Annotated in this window: 16 protein-coding genes and 1 tRNA gene; 12 read left to right on the top strand and 5 right to left on the bottom strand. The window is 53.9% G+C overall.

Features of this window, described 5'->3' with window-relative positions; translation table 11 throughout:
• From QZ197_RS09775 to QZ197_RS09760, 4 genes are all read right to left on the bottom strand, one after another.
• Positions 1-1,685, bottom strand: a 1,685-nt coding sequence (locus QZ197_RS09775; RefSeq protein WP_296431724.1) for a DEAD/DEAH box helicase, incomplete at its 3' end; no start/stop codon positions are given.
• A gap of 125 nt (positions 1,686-1,810) precedes the next feature.
• On the bottom strand, positions 1,811-2,404 hold the full coding sequence (locus QZ197_RS09770; RefSeq protein ID WP_296431725.1) for an HD domain-containing protein: 594 nt from the start codon (positions 2,402-2,404) through the stop codon (positions 1,811-1,813).
• 50 nt (positions 2,405-2,454) lie between these two features.
• The gene (locus QZ197_RS09765; protein WP_296431723.1) at positions 2,455-2,832 is read right to left on the bottom strand and encodes a hypothetical protein; all 378 of its coding nucleotides are present in this window, start codon (positions 2,830-2,832) and stop codon (positions 2,455-2,457) included.
• Between the two features lie 2 nt (positions 2,833-2,834).
• Entirely contained in the window at positions 2,835-3,488 is a 654-nt protein-coding gene (locus tag QZ197_RS09760; protein WP_296431722.1) for an alpha/beta hydrolase, read from the bottom strand.
• Positions 3,489-3,658: 170 nt separating this feature from the next.
• Here QZ197_RS09760 and QZ197_RS09755 point away from each other — a divergent pair, with 170 nt between their 5' ends.
• From QZ197_RS09755 to QZ197_RS09715, 9 genes are all read left to right on the top strand, one after another.
• A complete protein-coding gene (locus tag QZ197_RS09755; RefSeq protein WP_296431721.1) occupies positions 3,659-4,120 on the top strand; it encodes an Rrf2 family transcriptional regulator in 462 nt (153 codons plus the stop codon).
• Between the two features lie 72 nt (positions 4,121-4,192).
• A complete protein-coding gene (locus QZ197_RS09750) occupies positions 4,193-5,224 on the top strand; it encodes an aminotransferase class V-fold PLP-dependent enzyme (RefSeq protein ID WP_296431720.1) in 1,032 nt (343 codons plus the stop codon).
• Positions 5,225-5,236: 12 nt separating this feature from the next.
• Positions 5,237-6,760, top strand: coding sequence for a Fe-S cluster assembly protein SufB (gene sufB, locus QZ197_RS09745; protein WP_296431719.1), 1,524 nt, complete (start codon positions 5,237-5,239; stop codon positions 6,758-6,760).
• Between the two features lie 114 nt (positions 6,761-6,874).
• Entirely contained in the window at positions 6,875-7,387 is a 513-nt protein-coding gene (locus QZ197_RS09740) for a hypothetical protein (protein ID WP_296431718.1), read from the top strand.
• A 93-nt stretch (positions 7,388-7,480) separates the two neighbouring features.
• Positions 7,481-8,236 carry a Fe-S cluster assembly ATPase SufC gene (gene sufC, locus QZ197_RS09735; RefSeq protein WP_296431717.1) on the top strand — a complete coding sequence of 252 codons (756 nt, stop codon included), beginning with the start codon at positions 7,481-7,483 and terminating at the stop codon, positions 8,234-8,236.
• Positions 8,236-9,522 carry a SufD family Fe-S cluster assembly protein gene (locus QZ197_RS09730; protein ID WP_296431716.1) on the top strand — a complete coding sequence of 429 codons (1,287 nt, stop codon included), beginning with the start codon at positions 8,236-8,238 and terminating at the stop codon, positions 9,520-9,522. Before sufC ends, QZ197_RS09730 begins: the two co-directional genes overlap by 1 nt.
• A complete protein-coding gene (locus QZ197_RS09725) occupies positions 9,522-10,025 on the top strand; it encodes a hypothetical protein (protein WP_296431715.1) in 504 nt (167 codons plus the stop codon). The genes QZ197_RS09730 and QZ197_RS09725 overlap by 1 nt, the downstream gene beginning before the upstream one ends.
• Positions 10,022-10,618 carry a YIP1 family protein gene (locus QZ197_RS09720; RefSeq protein WP_296431714.1) on the top strand — a complete coding sequence of 199 codons (597 nt, stop codon included), beginning with the start codon at positions 10,022-10,024 and terminating at the stop codon, positions 10,616-10,618. The genes QZ197_RS09725 and QZ197_RS09720 overlap by 4 nt, the downstream gene beginning before the upstream one ends.
• Entirely contained in the window at positions 10,615-11,838 is a 1,224-nt protein-coding gene (locus QZ197_RS09715; protein ID WP_296431713.1) for a cysteine desulfurase, read from the top strand. Before QZ197_RS09720 ends, QZ197_RS09715 begins: the two co-directional genes overlap by 4 nt.
• Before the next feature lie 340 nt (positions 11,839-12,178).
• Here QZ197_RS09715 and QZ197_RS09710 read toward each other — a convergent pair whose 3' ends face one another.
• A complete protein-coding gene (locus QZ197_RS09710; protein ID WP_296431712.1) occupies positions 12,179-13,051 on the bottom strand; it encodes an AraC family transcriptional regulator in 873 nt (290 codons plus the stop codon).
• A 264-nt stretch (positions 13,052-13,315) separates the two neighbouring features.
• Here QZ197_RS09710 and QZ197_RS09705 point away from each other — a divergent pair.
• The 3 genes from QZ197_RS09705 to QZ197_RS09695 all read left to right on the top strand — a co-directional run bounded on the left by QZ197_RS09705 (position 13,316) and on the right by QZ197_RS09695 (position 15,803).
• Positions 13,316-13,392 (top strand) — tRNA-Arg (locus tag QZ197_RS09705).
• Positions 13,393-13,498: 106 nt separating this feature from the next.
• A complete protein-coding gene (locus QZ197_RS09700; protein WP_296431711.1) occupies positions 13,499-14,524 on the top strand; it encodes a site-specific integrase in 1,026 nt (341 codons plus the stop codon).
• A 259-nt stretch (positions 14,525-14,783) separates the two neighbouring features.
• Entirely contained in the window at positions 14,784-15,803 is a 1,020-nt protein-coding gene (locus QZ197_RS09695) for an IS110 family transposase (protein WP_296431710.1), read from the top strand.
• The last annotated feature ends 252 nt before the right edge of the window (positions 15,804-16,055 follow it).

Genomic DNA, 16,055 nt, shown 5'->3' with positions numbered 1-16,055 from the left:
CGCTTGGGCTTGTCTTTGAAATCGCCTTTTGGGCGGTCATCGTAATCACGCTTGGTTTTGCGAGGACCACCACGTTCGCCCAAGTCTGGCGGGCTGTCGAGCGCTTTAAGCGTTGCTTGGTTTTCAAGCTTCATGTTGCCGCCAACGGCCCTCAAAAAGCCTGGAACAGCTGCTTCCGAGATCTCGATGAAGGTCTCGTTGGGCTGGATGCGGATCGCACCGATTTCGTTCTTTGTGATATCACCAGCTTTGCAGATCATTGGCAGCAACCAACGTGCTTCTGCTTTGCCTTCGCGGCCTACATCGACGCTGAACCATTTGGACGGGCCAAACGAGGATACTTCGCGGGGTTTGCGTTCCTTGGCAGCAGGGCCATCTTTGTATTCGGAAATCATTTCTGGCGCAGACTGCTTGCCTGCGTAAAGACGCAAATAGGCGGCGGCGATCTGTTCTGGTGCATGTTCTGCCAACAGACGTTTTGCAAATGTCTGTTCGTCGTCAGTAAACTCCTCAGACCAAACCGGATCGGTCAACAGGCGCTCTTCGTCCTTTGCCGTAACTTCTTCTGCGGTGGGCGGTGCCGTAGGCGGTGTGGCCCATTCGGCTGTCAACTTGCCCCATTTGAGCAGGTTTTCACCGCGGCGCTTCATCTTGGCGGGGACGATCAGGGCAGAAATACCTTTGCGGCCCGCGCGACCTGTCCGGCCAGACCGGTGCAGAAGCGTTTCAGCATTGGTTGGCAATTCGGCGTGGATGACCAATTCAAGATTGGGCAAGTCAATACCGCGTGCAGCCACGTCCGTCGCCACACAAACGCGCGCACGTCCATCGCGCATGGCTTGCAGCGCGTTAGAACGTTCAGCTTGGCTGAGTTCACCAGACAGGGCCACAACAGAGAATCCGCGATTTGACAAACGGGTGGTCAGGCGCGTGACCATCGCACGTGTGTTGGTGAAAACGAGCGCGTTTGGCGCATCGTAGTACCGCAGAATATTGACGATAGCCGCGTCGATGTCGTGGTTGGCCACGCTCAATGCGCGGTATTCGATATCGCTGTGCTGCTTTTCTTTGCTGGCGGTGGCGATGCGGACTGCGTCGCGCTGGTATGATTTTGCCAGCGTCGCAATCATCGGAGGTACCGTCGCAGAGAATAGCAAAGTGCGGCGCGATTCAGGCGCTTGATCAAGAATGAATTCCAGATCTTCGCGGAAACCTAGATCAAGCATTTCGTCAGCTTCGTCCAGAACCACTGCTTTGATCTCGGACAGATCAATGGTGTTGCGCATGATGTGGTCGCGCAGGCGGCCGGGGGTGGCCACAACGATGTGCGCACCACGCTCTAGGCTGCGTTTCTCATCGCGAAAATCCATGCCGCCAACACAAGAGGCCATCGTCACACCGGCAGCCGCGTAAAGCCACTGGAGTTCGCGTTTGACCTGCAAGGCCAGTTCGCGGGTTGGTGCGATCACCAAACCAAGTGGGCGACCTGCGGGCCCGAATGTGCCGTCCTCGGCCAGAATTGTGGGTCCGATTGCCAGACCGAAGCCGACCGTTTTGCCGGAACCGGTTTGCGCGGAAACCAAAAGGTCTTGGCCTTCCAGCGCAGGGTCGGTCACCGCCGTCTGTACGGGGGTGAGGTCAGTGTAGCCTTGTTTGGCAAGGGCATCGGCGAGGGTCGTAATCATAAATCAGGTGCTTTCTGGGCGGATAGGCCTGCGCCCTACGCCTGTGGTGGTTGTTTGTATAGGGGCAAATGGTCGAATTGTCGCTAGTGTCGCAACGGAGCGCTGCCCCGGACCCCGGGATAATTTTACTCGGAAGAAGACCGGGACTGCGCAAACCATGCATCAATGCGCGCTTTCAAGGCATCCCAGATCGCCGGAGCGCCCCGTTGTACTTTGACGCCGACCCGGGTTTGGAGTTGTTCGGCGGTCACATTGTATTGGGGCCACGTCCCACCACCGGATTCAATGTTTGAGATGACAGGTTGAACGCGGTCGATGGACTTTGCGAAAATGGCATCGTCTGTTGCTGACGCTTCAAATTCGTCCCAAAGCGCACGAAACGCCTGTGCTTGATTGGCTGGAAGAAGGCCAAAGATCCGGGTTGCGGCGGCCTGTTCGATCGCTGCCATTTCCGCGGGATCGTGATCGCCGTGGATTGGGGTGTCGCCCGCGTCAATTTCAACAATGTCATGAATCAACAGCATTTTGATCACGCGGTTGATGTCGACAGGACGTTGCGCGTGTTCAGCCATGACCATCGCATAAAGGGCGATATGCCAACTGTGTTCGCCCGTGTTTTCACGCCGTGACCCGTCGCATAATGTTGTGGCGCGCAAGATTGACTTGAGCTTGTCCGCTTCTGTTAGAAATGCGAGCTGTGCGTCAATCCGTTCCATTATGTTTGCCTTCTCGCCACTGTGAAGGCGCAACTGCGAAGCGCCGGTGTATCTTAGGAAGATGGTTTTCCAGCGTCGCGGGCGTTTTGCTGATCAAGCTCATCAAGCATGCTTTGCAGGTCGGATGTATCGACATCCTCATCGTTTGCTTGGGGGGACGGTCCACTGGCAGCGTTTGCCTTATCACCCGTCAGCAGTCGGCTTGTGTCGCCGCTGTTTCGCGGATCGCGCTTGGCCAAGATTTCGCGGGCCCGTTTTTCCGCGCGGCGCACGCGCACTGATGTCAAAAATGCCTCTTGCAGTGTTTGTGATGACGACCCGACAATTTCGGCGATGTCATTGATGATCCGCTCGTCGCCAGATCGTTCTTCGTCGGCCAAGGCAAGCTCGGCCAACTCTCCTGCGATTTTTTCCAGATAGGCGTCCGACATGTTTAGCGGGTGGTTTCTGTTAGACGGCGGCGCACATAACCGCGCACCGTGTCGATCATCGGGTCCATATAAGGGTCCTCGAAGAAGTGACCGGCGCCTTCCATTTCGTCATGCGTGACGGTGATGCCCTTTTGCTCGTGCAGCTTGTTGACCAAGTTTACGGTGTCTTGCGGTGGTGCCACACGGTCGCTTGATCCGTTGATTACCAGACCAGACGCAGGGCAGGGCGCCAGAAAGCTAAAGTCGTACATATTGGCTGGTGGGCTCACGGAAATAAATCCAGTGATTTCAGGCCTGCGCATCAAGAGTTGCATGCCGATCCATGCGCCGAATGAAAATCCGGCAACCCAGCAATGTTTTGAATTGCTGTTCATTGACTGCAGATAATCCAGTGCGGACGCTGCATCTGACAATTCGCCAACACCTTGGTCATATTCACCTTGGCTGCGTCCGACGCCGCGAAAGTTGAACCGCAAAACCGTAAAGCCCATATTATAAAAGGCATAGTGCAGGTTGTAGACCACACGGTTGTTCATGGTCCCGCCGAACTGCGGGTGCGGGTGCAGCACGATAGCAATCGGTGCGTCGCGGTCTTTTTGTGGGTGGTAGCGCCCTTCAAGGCGTCCCTCGGGTCCGGGAAAGATGACTTCGGGCATTCTTGTTCCGTCGCTGTTATGGGTGCATGCATATTCTTGACGAAAACGCTCGGACACCTTAGAAAGATTCTAAACTGGGGCGTAAGGCCCCGAGTTGTCGTGATCTGTGTCAATTAGTGTCGCAGGGCTGCGACGTCAATGTAATTGCGCGATATGGCTGGGGTTAAGGCATGAAGTTAAGCACAAAGGGGCGCTATGCGATGGTCGCTTTGGCTGATTTGGCGCTGCAGGTTGATGATGGTCTGGTCAATTTGACAGAGATTTCCAAACGGCAGGACATCTCGTTGCCGTATCTAGAGCAGTTGTTTGTTAAGTTGCGCCGTGCGGGTTTGGTCGAATCCGTGCGCGGTCCCGGTGGTGGGTACCGACTTGCACGTCCTGCTGTGGATATTCGTGTGTCAGAGATTTTGGGCGCTGTTGATGAGACAGTATCGGCGATGCACAAAGGCGCAGGGGCGTCGGGTGGCGCGTCCGGTTCGCGGGCACAGTCGATGACAAACCGTCTATGGGAAGGGCTAAGCGCCCATGTCTATGTGTTTTTACACCAGGCCCGTCTGTCGGATGTGGTCAGCAACGAACTGGCACCTTGTCCCGCTGTGCCTGCGTTGTTTGAGGTCGTGGATGATGCATAGGCGCGGTTTCGTGGGTATGTGCCGGACCGGGGCCAGCCCCGGACCCCGAGGTATTTTTGAACACAAGAAGGCATGAGGGTCTATCTGGATCATAACGCCACGACGCCTTTGCGCGTTGAGGCCCGTGACGCGATGTTGGCGGCGATGGATGTCGTAGGTAATCCATCGTCTGTACATGCAGAGGGACGTTTGGCCAAAGGCATCATTGAGACGGCCCGTGCGCAGGTCGCAGAGGCTGTCGGGGCATCAAACGCGGATGTTGTGTTTACGTCCGGCGCGACTGAGGCGGCCGCTTTGGCATTGGCCGGGTGCGATCTTCAAGCCGCACCGATCGAGCATGATGCCGTGAATGCATGGATCAATCCGGTTTTGGATGTTGTGAATGGTGCCGTGCAGGTTGTTGATCCTGCGCAGACAACGTTGCAGCTGGCGAATTCGGAAACGGGGATACTGCAAGATTTACCGCAAGGGTTGGCGGTCAGTGATATTACCCAAGGATTTGGCAAAGTGCCGTTTGCTTTTTCCTGGTCCGGTGTCGGCATGGTGTTTTTGTCCGCCCATAAATTTGGTGGGCCAAAGGGCGTTGGCGCGTTAATATTTCCGCAAGGCACGGATATTGCAGCCCAAATGAAAGGCGGCGGGCAGGAAATGGGCCGTCGCTCGGGCACCGAAAACGTCACAGCGATTGCTGGAATGGGGGCTGCCGCTGCCGCAGCCCAAGCTGATTTGGCCGCTGGAAAATGGGATCGGGTTGCCAAACTTAGAAATATTCTAGAAACAGCCATTGAGGCCGCCGAAAAGAGTACTATTTTTGTCGGGAATGGTGTTGAACGACTACCAAATACCAGTTGTTTCTGCTCTCCCGGTTGGAAGGGCGAAACGCAAGTGATGGCGATGGATCTTGCGGGGTTTGCTGTTTCAGCGGGATCCGCTTGTTCGAGCGGCAAGGTCAAGATCAGCCGCGTTCTGCGTGCGCTGGGTTTGGACGATGAAACGGCGGCAAGTGCTTTGCGCGTGTCACTGGGGATCGACACCACTGAGGATGAGGTCATGCGTTTCGTGCAGGCCTGGAGCGAAAAACGAGCGCGGCGCAAGGCCGCTTGAGAGGAACGTAAGATGACAGCTTTGGATATAGTCGAGGTCAAAGAGGGCGTTGATCAAGATACCGTTGATGCGGTCAAGGAACTCTCTGGCAATTACAAATACGGCTGGGAAACCGAGATCGAGATGGAATACGCCCCCAAGGGCGTCAACACCGATATCGTGCGCCTGATCTCTGACAAGAACGAAGAGCCGGAATGGATGACCGAATGGCGTTTGTCCGCATTCGCGCGTTGGGAGCAGATCGAAGAGCCCACTTGGGCGATGGTCGACTATCCGACAATCGATTTTCAGGACATCTATTACTATGCCCGTCCCAAGAGCATGGAAGTCAAACCAAAGTCACTGGACGAGGTCGATCCAAAGTTGCTGGCTACATATGCTAAACTTGGTATCCCTTTGAAAGAGCAGGCAATTTTGGCAGGCGTTGAAGGTGCCGAAGACATGCCAGCCGAAGGCCGTAAAGTCGCTGTGGACGCTGTGTTTGACAGTGTATCTGTTGGTACGACATTTCAGGCAGAACTGAAAAAAGCCGGTGTGATCTTCTGTTCGATCTCGGAAGCGATCCGCGAGCATCCTGAGCTGGTGAAGAAGTATCTGGGTACTGTCGTGCCTGCGTCCGATAACTTTTACGCCACGCTGAACTCTGCCGTCTTCTCGGATGGGTCGTTTGTTTATATCCCGCCAGGTGTGCGTTGCCCGATGGAGCTGAGCACCTATTTCCGCATCAATGCCGAGAACACCGGCCAGTTTGAGCGCACGCTTATTATCGCTGACAAGGGGTCTTACGTCTCCTACCTTGAAGGCTGCACAGCACCAAAGCGTGACGTCGCACAGTTGCATGCGGCTGTGGTCGAGATCATCATCGAAGAAGATGCGGAAGTGAAGTATTCTACCGTTCAGAACTGGTACCCCGGTGACGAGAACGGTGTGGGCGGCATTTACAACTTTGTAACCAAGCGCGCCGATTGTCGTGGCGCACGGTCCAAGGTGATGTGGACGCAGGTTGAAACGGGCTCTGCGATCACGTGGAAATACCCAAGCTGCATTCTGCGTGGTGACGAGAGCCAAGGCGAGTTCTATTCAATCGCTATCGCCAACAATATGCAGCAGGCCGATACCGGCACGAAGATGGTGCATTTGGGCAAGAATACCAAATCGCGGATCGTGTCCAAGGGTATCAGCGCCGGTAAGGCACAAAACACCTATCGCGGGTTGGTGTCGATGCACCCTAAGGCCAAGGAATCGCGCAACTATACGCAGTGCGACAGTTTGCTGATTGGCGATAAATGTGGTGCGCATACAGTGCCTTATATCGAAGTTCGCAATAATTCTTCACGGGTTGAGCACGAGGCGACGACATCCAAAGTAGACGATGATCAGCTGTTTTATTGCCGCTCGCGCGGGATGGACGAAGAAGAAGCAGTGGCATTGGTCGTCAACGGGTTCTGCAAAGAAGTGCTGCAAGCTTTGCCGATGGAATTCGCAATGGAGGCACAGGCACTTGTTGCGATTTCTCTTGAAGGGTCGGTTGGCTAAGAATGCACCTGCCTGTCCGTCATAAATGTCGCGGCTCTGTCACGCGGCGGTCAACTTGTTGCCCAAGTTTGATGCGAATGATCCCTGTACACGATTATGACGGGGTTGCGCATCATGGCCGCAAAGAAGATGGACATCAACGACTTCAATGCGCGGATCAAGCAGATCCAAAATCCGCGCAACCAGTCCTATTTCGATCAAGATCTGGGCATGCATGTGCCCAAACGCGTCAAGCGCGCTCCGGCCAAGCGGGTCGTGGACGAGGAATCACTGGTTGGTATGGTTCTTGTATCGATGATTTTGGGCGCGGTCGGGCTGATTATTGCGCAGATCGTGCGGATTCGGTACTTCGGATTACTGGAACCCAGCACGATTGCACTTTTCTTAGAGGTCGCGATCGCATTCTGGGCCGTCATATTGTTGACGGTGCTGACCAACAAACGCACCATAACAGAACGGATAGCACAGGTCTTGGGCGTCGCTTTGATGATGGCCGCAGGACACAACATGATTTGGCGGTGGCCGGATCAAATGGCCGTGATTTACACACCGGCCTACGTCGAACAGGTGATGGCAACCACCACACAGCATTCGATCATATATCGCGGCAGCGTTTACGGTCTCTAAAACACCCCCTTTTTCACGGCATTGCCTTGTGCGGATTTCTTCGCGCAGGGTCTTTTGCCGTGTCCAACACATACGCATCCTGAGGAGAGTATCATGCTCGAGATTAAAGGCCTGAAGGTCAAACTGGAAGAAGAAGACAAGCAAATCCTGAAGGGTGTTGATCTTAAGATTGAGCCCGGCACAGTGCACGCGATTATGGGGCCAAACGGGTCCGGCAAATCGACGCTGTCGTATGTTTTGTCCGGCAAGGACGGCTATGTCGTCACCGACGGTGAAGCAACGCTTGAAGGTGCCGATCTGCTTGATATGGACCCCGAAGACCGCGCCGCTGCTGGTCTTTTCCTTGCGTTTCAATACCCTGTAGAAATCCCCGGCGTCGGCAACATGACGTTCTTGCGCACCGCAGTAAATGCGCAGCGCAAATCGCGCGGCGAGGTCGAATTGACGGCTGGTGAATTCCTCAAAGAGGTGCGCGAAAAGGCAAAAAGCCTGCAGATCGACGCTGAGATGCTAAAGCGTCCGGTCAACGTCGGCTTTTCCGGCGGCGAGAAAAAGCGTAATGAAATCTTGCAGATGGCGATGCTTGCGCCAAAGATGTGTATCCTTGACGAAACAGACTCTGGTCTTGATGTCGATGCAATGAAACTGGTTGCTGAAGGCGTGAACGCGTTGCGGTCCGAAGGGCGGTCTTTCCTGGTGATCACGCACTATCAGCGTCTTTTGGACCATATCAAACCTGACGTCGTGCACATCATGGCTGACGGTCGTATCATTAAATCCGGCGGTCCAGAGCTGGCTTTGGAAGTAGAGAATAACGGGTATGCCGATATTCTGGCAGAGGTGGCCTAATGGCACTCGCAAAGCTGAAAGTTGAGACGACTGACGCCCGATTGTCGGGTGTTGTCGTGCCGGATGGGGCTGCATGGTCTAATGCTGTACGCGCCGATGCACTGTCACGCGTACGACAGATGGGCTTGCCCACAAAACGTGACGAATATTGGAAATACACCGATCCTGCGTCTTTGACGACGGCAGAACCATCATCTGCTGCCTTGTTCGTAAATGATGAAGGCCCATTGTTTGAAGCGGTTGATCGGGTGCGCATTGTATTTGTTGACGGTGTGTTCGATGCGGGTGCGTCTGATGATTTGACTGCTGAAGGCGTTGAAATCGAACGTCTTGCCGATGCGATTCAGACCGACATCCATTGGGCCAAAGACCTTTACGGCGTGCTGGAAACGCGCGGGCAAACACCGGTTGAACGTCCCTTGGCCGCGCTGAACACCGCATTGGCCACAGACGGCGTCGTCATTCGTGTGACAGGCAAAGCGGCAAAGCCGATTAACTTTATCTATCTGCACAAGGACGAAAACTCTGACGCGATGTTGCACAACGTCGTCAAAGTCGAGGCAGGTGCAGAGGTGACAATCCTTGAAACCGGTCCTGCTGCGGCACGGTTTTCAAAGATGCTAGAGGTCGAAGTGGCCGATGGCGCCACTTTCCATCATGTGCGTGCTCAAGGTCGCGACCATGAGCGTCGTGCCGTAACCCATTGTTTTGCAAGGATTGGCGCGAACGCAACGTTCAAATCATTCACGCTGACATTCAATGGCGTGCTGACGCGTAACGAATGCATTCTTGAAATCGTCGGTGACGATTCTGTGGCCCATGTGGCCGGTGCCTGCGTTGGCGATGGCAAGGATTTCCACCACGACGACACTGTTTTTGTCACCCACGATTCGCTTAACTGTGAAAGCCGTCAGGTTTTCAAAAAGGTGCTTCGCAACGGTGCCACGGGCGTGTTCCAAGGCAAGATTTTGGTTAAGGCCGGTGCGCAAAAGACTGATGGTTATCAGATCAGCCAGTCGTTGTTGTTGGACGAAGACAGTCAGTTCCTTGCCAAGCCAGAGCTTGAAATCTACGCCGACGATGTAGCGTGTTCACACGGATCAACTTCGGGCGCGATTGATGAAACGGCTTTGTTTTATCTGCGCTCACGCGGTGTTCCACATGATGAAGCCCGCAATCTACTCACGCTGTCATTCTTGGCTGAATCGCTTGAAGAAATCGACGATGCTGGCTTGGCCGAAGAACTGCGCGACAGGCTCGAAGCCTGGTTGGCCCGTCACAGCTAATGCCGGTGACTAACGACATCATGCGCACTTGGCGCAGGCCGCGGATGGTGATCCGCGACCTGCTTGAACAAGGCCGACGCGAAGATCGGGCGATCGTCTATTTGATGGTCAGTTGCTTTTTGATTTTTGTGGCCCAATGGCCGCGATTGCGCCGGATCGCTGAAGGCTACGAAGTTTCGCCTTGGCCTGCCGAGATCAATTTCGAAGGGATGATGACATATACTTTCTTTACGGCTGTCATCGTCCTTCCGTTGTTGATGTACGGTATTGCGGCCCTTTCGCATGTGGTTGCGAAGATCATCGGCGGGAAAGGAAGCTGGTATGGCGCGCGATTGGCGCTTTTCTGGACTTTGCTTGCGACATCACCATTGTTTTTGCTTTATGGACTGGTGCGTGGGCTGATAGGGGCAGGGTCACAAGCGGTGCTTGTCGGCGGGATCGGTGGTGTCGTCTTTCTATTCATTTGGATTCAATCGCTACGCGAGGCGGAAAGCAGACCATGACAATCGATTTCCAAACTTGGATGCGGGCCGTTTTCACCAGCATCATGGAGCCCTCCAAGATGGCCCAACAGGTCATCGGGCTGAACTTGCCCCGCGAAGCGCTCTGGATCGCTTTGGCGCTTGTTGCTGTTTTGAACGTGGTGCTTTTGGCGCTTTTGCAGATGCTGTCGCCTGCACCCATCGCCTTTGAAGAGCAGACTTTTGCACTGTCGCCTTTTGCTTACGTAGCGATCATCGGCGTGTTCTTGGCCCTGCTGGTGGCAGGTACGTACTACACGGGCAAGATTATGGGCGGGGTCGGGACATTCACAGCGACCTTGGCGATTATCGTTTGGTTCCAGTCTGTTAGCTTGACGTTGGAGGCGGTTCAATTGGTGCTTGTTTTGATCAGTCCTGCCATTGCTTCTATCTTCGGGATGCTGTCGCTGGGCGCGCTCATATGGTGCATCGTGAATTTCGTAAACGTGCTGCATGGCTTTGAAAACCTTGGCAAAGCATTGACCGCGATCGTGTTGGCTCTGGTTGGCACGGCACTTTGCGCGGGCATTGTGCTCGCTATTTTGGGCGTCGGCCCTGCGGTGGGCACAGTATGAGCTTTGATGTTGAAAAAATTCGCGCTGATTTTCCGATCTTATCGCGGACTGTGAATAACAAGCCGTTGGTCTATCTTGATAACGGGGCTTCGGCGCAGAAGCCACAGATTGTGATTGACGCGATCACGCGTGGTTACGCCGAAGAATACGCCAATGTGCATCGCGGATTGCATTATTTGTCGAACCTGTCGACCGAACGCTACGAAGGCGTGCGCGGGATCATTGCACGGTTTTTGAATGCGCCATCTGAAGACGAAATCATTATGAATTCCGGCACCACCGAAGGCATCAATATGGTGGCTTATGGCTGGGCTATGCCGCGCATGCAGGCGGGCGATGAAATCGTGCTGTCGATCATGGAACATCATGCGAATATCGTGCCTTGGCATTTCTTGCGTGAACGCCAAGGTGTTGTGATTAAATGGGTCGACGTGGATGCGAACGGCGATCTTGATCCGCAAAAGGTCATCGATGCGATTGGCCCCAAAACCAAACTTGTGGCCGTCACCCATATGTCGAACGTCTTGGGCACGGTTGTTGACGTCAAAGCCATCACCGAAGGTGCCCATGCCAAAGGCGTTCCCGTGCTGGTTGATGGCAGCCAAGCGGCTGTGCATATGCCCGTTGATGTTTCCGACATTGGCTGTGATTTCTATGCGATTACGGGTCATAAATTATACGGCCCGTCTGGGTCCGGCGCGATTTTTGCGTCCAAAGCGCGGATGGCTGAAATGCGTCCCTTCATGGGCGGCGGTGATATGATCCGCGAGGTTAGCCGCGACGCGGTTACTTGGAATGACCCCCCTATGATGTTTGAGGCTGGCACACCCGGGATCGTGCAGACTATTGGTTTAGGTGTCGCTCTTGAGTACATGATGGATATAGGCATGGACCAGATTGCTGCTCATGAACGGGGGTTGCGCGATTATGCCCGCGACCGTTTGGATGGACTGAACTGGCTGAACGTACAGGGGCAGTCCGCGACCAAAGGTGCGATATTCTCTTTCACGCTTGATGGTGCAGCGCATGCGCATGATATCTCGACCGTGCTTGATAAAAAGGGTGTTGCGGTGCGTGCTGGCAGTCACTGCGCGATGCCGTTGATGGAGCATATGGGCTTAGGGGCGACGTGCCGCGCATCGTTTGCAATGTACAACACTACCGATGAGGTGGACGTGCTGATTGATGCACTGGAACTGTGCCACGATTTGTTTGCCTAACAAAGTCGCGGCGGGCCGAGCCCATATTCATCACGCGCTGAAAAAGTTGGTGAGGGTATGGCCCCACTTCAAGATGATGACGCCAACCTGAAAGCTGTGTCGTCCCGAAGGTTCATTAAACTAATAAAAATCTCACCAGAACACTCTTAAACAAATGAGCCGTCGCAGCGCGACGCGGGCCATACAAACGTAACTGAAAAATCATCGCTACGTCCCCTGATTTGATTAACCACACATCAAAGGACGGAAATATCAAAATCTGACGAATCCGGAGGATTTAGCAAGATATTTGGAGTTTAAGACAAGTTTGAGCAAAGAATTTGGACGATTGCACAAGTCGCTATTGTTGGTCGACTGATGGCGACACGCCAAAGTGCTGTTTGTAGTCACGGCTGAACTGGGACGCACTCGCATATCCAACCGCAAAGGCCGCAGCAGATACCGGTTTTTGCAGGGCTGTGATCTGGTGCCGAGCCTCTTGTAGCCGCAACATCTTGGCAAAGCTCATAGGCGATTTTCCGGTGAACTGGTGGAAGTGCTCGTAAAAAGCGGATTTTCCCATTCCGACGGTGGTTGCAATTGCGTCAACCGAAAGCGGTTCTTTAAGATTCGAGCGGATAAATTCGATGGATTGTGCGATTTTGCTCGCGTGGCTGTTTTGCGACAATAGCTCGCGCAAAATACCCGCGCTGTGCGATTGCAGGAGCCGTAGATGCATCTCCTCCAGAATGGCGGGTCCAAGGATCTCGCGCTCGACCGGATTGTCGATCAGTTCGATATAGCGTCCTAATGCGCCGATAAGTGCCGTGTCCTCTTCGACGCGGCGCAAGGATGTTGCAGTTTCTTCCCCGTCCGAGAGCGCATCAATTCGCCCCTTCAGCCGGTGCAGAATTTCAAAGTTCAGCTGAAATAGGATTGCCAGAAACGGTTTTTCAGGACTGCCTTGGGCAATGCAGTATTCGATCGGGATATCATGCCCCAAAACGCTGGTTTGACCTTCCGAAAAAACCATTGGTTTGTCGTCAAGCCGCACTTCTTTCTGACCCTGCAATATAAGCGAGGCGAAAGGCCCGATCGACAGTGATTGGAACGGCGCCGGTGTCAAATGTCGGACAATAAAGATACCGTCCATCGGCAAGACCACAGCTGCGCCATCGGGTTGGTCAGTAGGCACATGCCGTGCGGCAAGATCTTTAAGTTGTGTTAAATCCAACTTTGGACACCTTTTAAATACGTCAGCGGCAATCTTGCTTTTGTCTGACAACTGAGCGAGTTTAGCCGTTGTTTGCTGGAACTATCAACCGCCTTGCATGCGAGTTGCGTCATCGTAGCGCACGATGGCAAACGAAAGCTTTGCCATTGCGCTGTTCATGCAGTTCCTGACCTCAATCTGCTGTAATCGTCTGATCAACAGGGGATCACGATCCACTTACTTTGGCGTTGCGAGGGGAGGGGCGCACAGTTATAGAACCCGTACGCATCCGTAGCTCAGCTGGATAGAGCGCTGCCCTCCGAAGGCAGAGGTCACAGGTTCGAATCCTGTCGGGTGCACCACCGTCATACCCCTTGCTTGCAACGGCATTATGCCATGTAAGGGCGGACACGAAAACATCTGAAAAGCTTCTTGTCACACTCTGGTCACACCAAGAGGAGCTTTGAGATGGCTGCATTCAGAAAACGTAACAATAAATGGCAGGCGCAAATTCGGATCAAAGGACATGCGCCTCGCGCGAAATCCTTCATTACTAAAAGAGACGCCGAAAGCTGGGCACGAAAAGTCGAGGCAGAACTAGAGGCCTCTGCTGTGCGGATTGATCCGCGCGTGTTGGATCGCTCCACCGTGCGTGATCTTCTAGATAGGTACCGAAAAGAAGTGACCGTAGCAAAGCGCGGTGCTGCCTCCGAGAACACGCGCCTGGATGGATTTCTTCGACAGGCATGGGCAAACAAACCCTTATCAAGAGTGACACCACAAGTGTTTAGTCGCTATCGGGACGAGCGCTTGCGCATAGTCAGTGCTGGTACAGTGATCCGCGATCTTGGCCTATTAAGGGCTGTATTTGAAGTTGCGCGGTTAGAATGGGGCCTGCCGTTGCCTGAGAACCCGGTTGCAATGGTGCGCAAGCCCAGGTCTCCCGTTGCAAGAGAACGCAGATTGCAGTCCGATGAGCTTGAGGTTCTTCTGAAGGCGACTGAGGCGACCCGCAACGAGTGGCTGCGCGTGGCGATCCTGCTTGCGATAGATACAGGCATGCGTCGCGGGGAGTTACTGGGCGTGCGATGGAAAGACATTTGTTTTACTTCCAAGACCCTTCTGATCCCGGTGACCAAGACCGGCCACCCCCGTCGCATCCCATTGACGGTGAGCGCTCTAGAGCTGTTCCAGAGGCGTAAGAATCATGCCGACACAGGTAAAGACTTGGTATTTCCTATAACTGCCAATGCTTTTCGTCAGAGCTGGGAACGTTGTAGGCGGCGGGCTGAGGCAGTGCGACCGCTAATTGGAGAGTTGCGTTTCCACGACCTTCGCCATGAGGCTGTTAGCCGGTTTTTCGAAATGGGACTCACCTTGCCAGAAGTAGCCCTTATCAGCGGGCATAGAGATCCAAGGATGTTGTTTCGGTATACCCACTTACGTGCAGAAGATGTTGGGGCAAAGTTGGATGCGGCAATGCTAAAGACGTGATCTGGGGCACCTCGCATTGGCCCAATCCTCCGCTAAGAGAATACGCAATGTTCTTATCTTCTATTTGAGGTAAATTAGTTGGGGTCTGAATCTAAGCTTTCGCTAAAGGGCAGGACCTGTAAGCCGACTTAAAGCGGCCATTCGCTGCGGGACACACCAGGGTCTGCTGTGCGGATGGGGTGGATGGCTCCTGCATCAAACGGCGTCGCAATGCGCCATAGTGCAATTGCTATGAACTGCTTATGAGAGGAGCCACCCAATGCATGTTACAACAATCGGCCTAGATTTGGCCAAGAACGTTTTTCAGGTCCACGGTATTGATGAGAATGGCGAGGTTGTATTCAACCGCGCACTGAGACGAGCACAAGTTTTGGTTTTCTTTGAGCGTCTTGAGCCATGTTTGGTCGGCATCGAGGCCTGTGGAACCAGCCACCATTGGGCACGGGAACTGATCAAGCTGGGCCACAACGTGAAGCTAATCCCACCAGCCTACGTCAAGCCCTACGTCAAACGTGGCAAGTCTGATGCCGTTGATGCTGCGGCCATTTGCGAAGCGGTGACGCGCCCAACAATGCGGTTTGTCGAAGTGAAGACCCCAGAACAACAGGCGATACTTTCTGTCCACCGCACGCGCGATTTGATCGTGAGACAGCGTACGCAGACCATCAATATGTTACGGGCACAGCTGGCCGAGTTTGGTATAATCATGCCGCAAGGCATTTACCACGCGCTGCAATTTGCCAAAGACTGCATAAATGACGAGCCGCTCAATCTTCCAATGGACGCCCAAGAGGTCATCTTCAATCTTTGCGATGAACTGCTGTTCCTACATACCAAGATCCTGCGGCATTCTCGGCACATGACACGTATTGCCAAAAGCGAGGAACGCGTTGCGTTGCTGCGAACGATACCCGGTGTCGGACCAATTACAGCGTCAGCAATCGTTGCGACGGTCGGCAGCGGCAAGCAGTTCAACAATGGTAGAGAGTTTGCCGCTTGGTTAGGACTGACACCGCTCAACAGATCAAGTGGCGGGAAGGAACGTCTCGGTCACATCTCTAAGATGGGGGATCAATACATACGACGTTTACTGGTCCTAGGCATGACGTCTCGCATCCGATCCATCAGGTTGGAGCCGGAAAAGTTTGATCCATGGTTTGCTGACATCCTGTCACGCAAGCCAAGCAGAGTAGCTGCCGTTGCCATGGCCAACAAAACTGCCCGTATGATCTGGGCCGTACTGACCCGGAATGAGCCTTTCAAAGTGAGAACCGTTTAACAGACCAACGAAACAACTGGAGTTTGCAAGACCAATGAAGTGATGGAACTTTGTCAGCCCAAAAACCAAGACACCCCGAGCTTTGTCCAGAACGCTTGCTGTTCGATGTGCGGAATGGGACTTGGTTGGTGGAAACCATCAGGGCCAGCGGCCATGTGCGTCGCGCTAACAGGCCGAACACAAGACTGCTTCTGACAAAATGCCATGCACGAAAAAGGACTTGCAAAAAAGGAGCCATCCACACAGGACAAA

The organism is Yoonia sp. (assembly GCF_017854415.1).
Classification (GTDB): Bacteria; Pseudomonadota; Alphaproteobacteria; order Rhodobacterales; family Rhodobacteraceae; genus Yoonia.
The sequence above is the reverse complement of the archived record's forward strand: the minus strand, read 5'-3'. Positions and strand labels throughout refer to the sequence as shown.

Excerpts from the sequence above, each read along its gene's own strand:
- QZ197_RS09765 (WP_296431723.1), bottom strand. The coding sequence starts at position 2,832 with ATGTCGGACGCCTATCTGGAAAAAATCGCAGGAGAGTTGGCCGAGCTT.
- QZ197_RS09760 (WP_296431722.1), bottom strand. The coding sequence starts at position 3,488 with ATGCCCGAAGTCATCTTTCCCGGACCCGAGGGACGCCTTGAAGGGCGC.
- QZ197_RS09755 (WP_296431721.1), top strand. The coding sequence starts at position 3,659 with ATGAAGTTAAGCACAAAGGGGCGCTATGCGATGGTCGCTTTGGCTGAT.
- QZ197_RS09750 (WP_296431720.1), top strand. The coding sequence starts at position 4,193 with ATGAGGGTCTATCTGGATCATAACGCCACGACGCCTTTGCGCGTTGAG.
- sufB (WP_296431719.1), top strand. The coding sequence starts at position 5,237 with ATGACAGCTTTGGATATAGTCGAGGTCAAAGAGGGCGTTGATCAAGAT.
- QZ197_RS09740 (WP_296431718.1), top strand. The coding sequence starts at position 6,875 with ATGGCCGCAAAGAAGATGGACATCAACGACTTCAATGCGCGGATCAAG.
- sufC (WP_296431717.1), top strand. The coding sequence starts at position 7,481 with ATGCTCGAGATTAAAGGCCTGAAGGTCAAACTGGAAGAAGAAGACAAG.
- QZ197_RS09730 (WP_296431716.1), top strand. The coding sequence starts at position 8,236 with ATGGCACTCGCAAAGCTGAAAGTTGAGACGACTGACGCCCGATTGTCG.
- QZ197_RS09725 (WP_296431715.1), top strand. The coding sequence starts at position 9,522 with ATGCCGGTGACTAACGACATCATGCGCACTTGGCGCAGGCCGCGGATG.
- QZ197_RS09720 (WP_296431714.1), top strand. The coding sequence starts at position 10,022 with ATGACAATCGATTTCCAAACTTGGATGCGGGCCGTTTTCACCAGCATC.
- QZ197_RS09715 (WP_296431713.1), top strand. The coding sequence starts at position 10,615 with ATGAGCTTTGATGTTGAAAAAATTCGCGCTGATTTTCCGATCTTATCG.
- QZ197_RS09700 (WP_296431711.1), top strand. The coding sequence starts at position 13,499 with ATGGCTGCATTCAGAAAACGTAACAATAAATGGCAGGCGCAAATTCGG.
- QZ197_RS09695 (WP_296431710.1), top strand. The coding sequence starts at position 14,784 with ATGCATGTTACAACAATCGGCCTAGATTTGGCCAAGAACGTTTTTCAG.